The organism is Paraburkholderia sp. RL18-085-BIA-A, assembly GCF_046027075.1.
Classification (GTDB): Bacteria; Pseudomonadota; Gammaproteobacteria; order Burkholderiales; family Burkholderiaceae; genus Paraburkholderia.
In genome coordinates this window covers 1-266 of record NZ_JARESU010000710.1, presented here as the reverse complement: position 1 = coordinate 266, position 266 = coordinate 1, and the positions used below count along the sequence as shown (strand labels likewise).

At 62.8% G+C, this 266-nt stretch carries 1 pseudogene; it reads left to right on the top strand.

Features of this window, described 5'->3' with window-relative positions:
* Positions 1-266 (top strand): annotated as a pseudogene (locus P0D89_RS54500) (MFS transporter); the annotation flags it as partial.

The window sequence follows — 266 nt, the reverse complement described above, 5'->3', positions numbered from 1 at the left end:
TGAGCGCGCTGATGAATGCCTGTGTGTTCGGGCTGCTGATCATGGCCGCGGATGGGCTCGGCTACGGTGAGCGCGGCGCGTTCATCGTTGCGGAATTGACGATGGCGTCCGTCGTTGGCTATTTCTTCGTGAAGCGCCAGCTATCGCAACCGGCGCCGCTCCTGCCCGTCGACCTGATGCGCATCCCGGTCTTCGCGCTGTCAATCTGCACGTCGATCGCGTCGTTCACGTCGCAGATGCTCGCGTTCGTCGCACTACCGTTCTGG